Origin of the sequence: Streptomyces ardesiacus (genome assembly GCF_003112575.1) — a bacterium.
Lineage (GTDB): Bacteria > Actinomycetota > Actinomycetes > Streptomycetales > Streptomycetaceae > Streptomyces > Streptomyces ardesiacus.
This window is the reverse complement of sequence record NZ_BEWC01000004.1, coordinates 1-4,026: the sequence shown is the minus strand read 5'-3', so window position 1 is coordinate 4,026 and position 4,026 is coordinate 1. Positions and strand designations below refer to the sequence as shown.

The 4,026-nt window shown below is 70.9% G+C and carries 1 protein-coding gene; it reads right to left on the bottom strand.

Features of this window, described 5'->3' with window-relative positions:
* Positions 1–19: 19 nt before the first annotated feature.
* The coding region (locus Sdi02f_RS15080; protein ID WP_159107652.1) for an SDR family NAD(P)-dependent oxidoreductase at positions 20–4,026 on the bottom strand (4,007 nt) is incomplete at its 5' end.

The following is a 4,026-nucleotide window of genomic DNA, read 5'->3' as shown; positions in this document are numbered from 1 at the left end:
CGGTGCACCACTCGTTTCGTCAAATGCCGAGCTGATCGTCGAGGAAGTCGAAGAGTTCGTCGTCAGTGGAGAGCCGCAATCGGTCGGTTACCTCCGCTGCGTCGGTCGCGTCCCGCTCAGTGCCGCGCAGCAGCGCCCGGAGCCGTTCGGCGACCTGGGCGCGGCTGTCGTCGTGCCGGTCGGGTGCGCTGAGGAACTCACCGACCGAGGTCAGGTCGCGCAGCACCCGGCCCAGCAGTTCCTCCTCGCCGGGCACCAGCAACGTGCCGAGGAACCGGGCGACTTCGAGCGGGGTGGGATGGTCGAAGGTGAGGGTGGCCGGCAGTGCCACACCAGTGGCCCGGGTGAGCCGGTTGCGCAGGTCGACGGCGGCCAGCGAGTCGAACCCCGCCTCGGTGAAGGGCCGGGTCGCCTCGACGGCCCGGACCTCGCCGTAGCCGAGCACTCGGGCGGTCTGGCCGGCCACCAGGTCGAGCAGTGCCTGCTCGCGTTCGGCGGGGCGCAACGCGGTCATCCGGTCCCGTAGGTGCTCGGTGGTGGCGGCGTCGGGGCCGACCGCGGTGCGCCGCCGCCGCGCGGCCGGCGGTACGAGCACGGAGAGCAGCTTCGGTACGTGTTCGGACTCAGCGATCGTCCGCAGGTCGAGGGCGGCGGGCACGACCACCGCGCGGTCCTGGGCCAGCGCCGCGTCCCAGAGCGTACGGCCGTCGGCGGCGGTGAGCGCGCCCATGCCGAGCCGTGCCAGCCTGGACCGCTCGCTGTCGCCGCCCATCCCGCCTGGGCCGGCCCAGAGGCCCCAGGCCAGCGAGATTCCGGCCCGCCCGGTGGCACGGCGGCGCTCGATGAGGGCGTCGACGGCTGCGTTCGCCGCCGCGTAGTTGCCCTGCCCGGCCGCCCCGAGGATGCCGGCGGCCGACGAGAACGCCACGAATGGCTCCGCGTCGGGGCACAGTTCGTCGAGGTGGCGCAGCGGTTCGAACTTGGGGGTCATGACACGGTCGAGCCGGTCGGCGTCGAGCGTGTCGAGTGTGCCGTCGTCGAGCACTCCGGCGGCGTGCACCACTCCGGTGATGTCATGGCGGGCGACGAGTTCGGTGAGCGCGTCGCGGTCGGTGACGTCGCAGGCGACGACCTCGATGCCGGGCAGGCGCTCGCGGAGCTGGTCCATGCCGGGTGCGTCCGGGCCGCGCCGGGAGGCGAGCACGACCCGCTCGGCCCCGGCGGCGAGCAGGTGCTCGGCGAACAGCGGGCCGAGCCCGCCGGTGCCACCAGTGATGAGTATCGTGCCGCTCACCGCCGGTCCCCGGATCCCCTCCGGCTCGGCGGCGGGGTCGTCGGCCGGCTTCCGGGCCGGGATCCGGGTCAGCCGGGGGGCGAGGAACTCGCCGCCCCGCCAAGCGAGTTGCGGCTCCCCGCCCGGCAGTTCCTCCAGCAGCCCGTCCGGCAGCCCGTCCAGCAGCGGTGTGCCGGGCTCGACGTCGACGAGCACGATCCGGTCGGGGCTCTCGGCCTGGGCGCTGCGGGCCAGTCCCCAGACGGCGGCCATGGCAGGGTCAGGCCGTTCCCTCGCCGTGGCGGCCACGCCCCCCGTGGTCACCACGATCAGCGGGCCGGTGCTCTCACGCAGCCGGGTGAGCACCCACGTCGCGGCGGACAACGGGGAGTCGGACGGCGGGACCTGGCAGACGCTGGTACCGGCCGTGCTGACGGTCTCGGCCTGGGCGGGCACCCAGTCGACGGCGTACAGATGGTCAGTGGGGTCGGTGACGCGCCGCGTCGCGCGGGAGGCCGGGCGCAGGTCCAGCTCGTCGACGGACAGCACGGGGGCGCCGGCCGGATCGACGAGCAGCAGTCGCCAGCCGTCACCGCTGCCTCCGGCGGGGGCAGTGCGGGCGAGCACGGCCCGGAGGGAAGTGGCGCCCGTGGCGTACAGGTGCACGCCGCGCCAGGCGAACGGGACGAGCGTCTCGCCGGTGCCGGTGGTGCTGCTGTCCAGGGCGACGGCGTGCAGGGCGGCGTCGAGGAGGGCTGGGTGGATGCCGTATCCCTCGGGGGTTTGTTGTTGTGTCTTGGTGTCGGGTAGTTCGATTTCTGCGTGGATTTCGCCGGGTTCGGGGCCGGTCCAGGCTGCGGTGAGTCCTTGGAAGGCGGGGCCGTAGTGGAGGCCTGCGGTGGCGAAGCGTTCGTAGGCGTCGGTCAGCTGGAGTGGCTGGGCGTTGGTGGGTGGCCAGGTGTCTGTGGCTGTTGGGGGGTGGGTGGGTTGGCGGTCGCTGAGGGTGCCGGTGGCGTGGGGGGTCCATTGTGTTGCTGTGCGGCTGTGGACGGTGAGGGGTCGTTGGCCGTCGGGGCCGGCTGCTTCGACGACGATCCGTAGGGTGGCGGGCAGGACCACTGGTGTCTGGATGACCAGTTCGTCGAGGACGGGGCAGCCGGCGCGGTCGCCGGCTGCGATGCACAGGTCGACCAGTGCGGTGGCGGGCAGTACGGTCTGGTCGTGTATTTGGTGGTCGTTGAGCCAGGGGTGTTGTGTGGTGTCGAGGTGGCCGGTGAGTACCAGGGCTCCGGTGGAGGGTATTTCCACGGTTCCGGCGAGGAGTGGGTGGGTGGTCGGTTCGATGCCGAGGGCGCTGCCGGTGCCGGTGCCGGTGCCGGTGCCGGTGTGGGTGCTGATGCGTGGGGTCAGCCAGTAGGGGCGGTGTTGGAAGGGGTAGGTGGGCAGGTCGGTCTGGTGGGCTCCGGTGTCTTTGAACACGGCGGGCCAGTCGACCTTGAGGCCCCATCGCCATATGTGGCCTACCGAGTTGAGCAGTGTGTGGACTTCGGGTCGTTCTCGGCGCATTGCGGCTGCTGCAGGGGTGTTGGTGAACAGTGCGCTGAGTACGCCGTCGGGTCCCAGTTCGAGCACACCGGTGCCGGGAGTGCTGAGTGCGGTCACGTTGTCGGCGAAGAGTACGGTCGAGCGGATGTGTCGTACCCAGTATTCGGGGTCGTTCCACTGTCCGTCGACGGGGCCGCCGGTCACGTTGGACACGCCTGCCAGTACCGGTTCCCGGAAGGTGATCTCCTGGAGTGCTTCTGCGAACCGGGCGAGTACGGGTTCGGTCCAGCGTGAGTGGAAGGCGTGGCTCACGCGCAGGCGCCGCGCCCGGACGCTGCTGTCGAGTGCGTTCAGGAACGTGTCGACTTCGTTCTGGGTGCCGCTGATCACGACGGATGCGGGTCCGTTGACGGCGGCCACCTCAAGGTTTCCGAATCCTTCGGTCTGCTGTATCTGGTGCGGGGGCAGTGCGACGGCTGCCATGGCTCCGCCGGGTGGCAGTGATTGCATCAGCCGTGCGCGTGCCGCGACGACCCGGCATGCGTCCGGCAGTGACCACACGCCGGCGGCGTAGGCTGCGGTCACTTCACCGATCGAGTGTCCGCCCACCACGTCGGCGGACACGCCCCATGATGCGAGCAGTTCCCACAGTGCCACGCCCAGGACGAACAGGGACGCCTGTGCGTATCCGGTCTGGTCCAGTCCCGGGCGTGTGCCGAACATGACGTCCCGCAGTCCGAACTCGAATCCCAGCAGCTGGTCGAGCTCGTCGCATATGTGGTCGACCTGTTCGGCGAAGACGGGGAACGTGTCGTAGAGCTCTTGTCCGGCGCCTGCCCGTTGTGAGCCCTGGCCGGGGAAGATCACGGCGAGCCGGTCCACTCGCGGGTCGTCGGGGTCCCACTCGAAGCCGGCGCCCAGTGACACGGCCCGGTGCCGCAGTGCTGCCCGTGAGGCCAGTGACACACCCACATCCAGCCGTGGCAGGTCTTCCGCAGCGCTTGTGAGCTGTTCGATCTGTGCGTGCAACGCCTCCACCGAGTGACCCGAGACCACCCACGGCACTACGGGCAGTTCCACCGTGGGCGCTTCCTGCGGTGCCTCGACGGGTGGTGCGTCTTCCAGGATGATGTGTGCGTTGGTGCCCGAGATGCCGAAGGAGGAGACGGCGGCCCGGCGGGCACGCCCCGTTTCGGGCCAGTTACGGG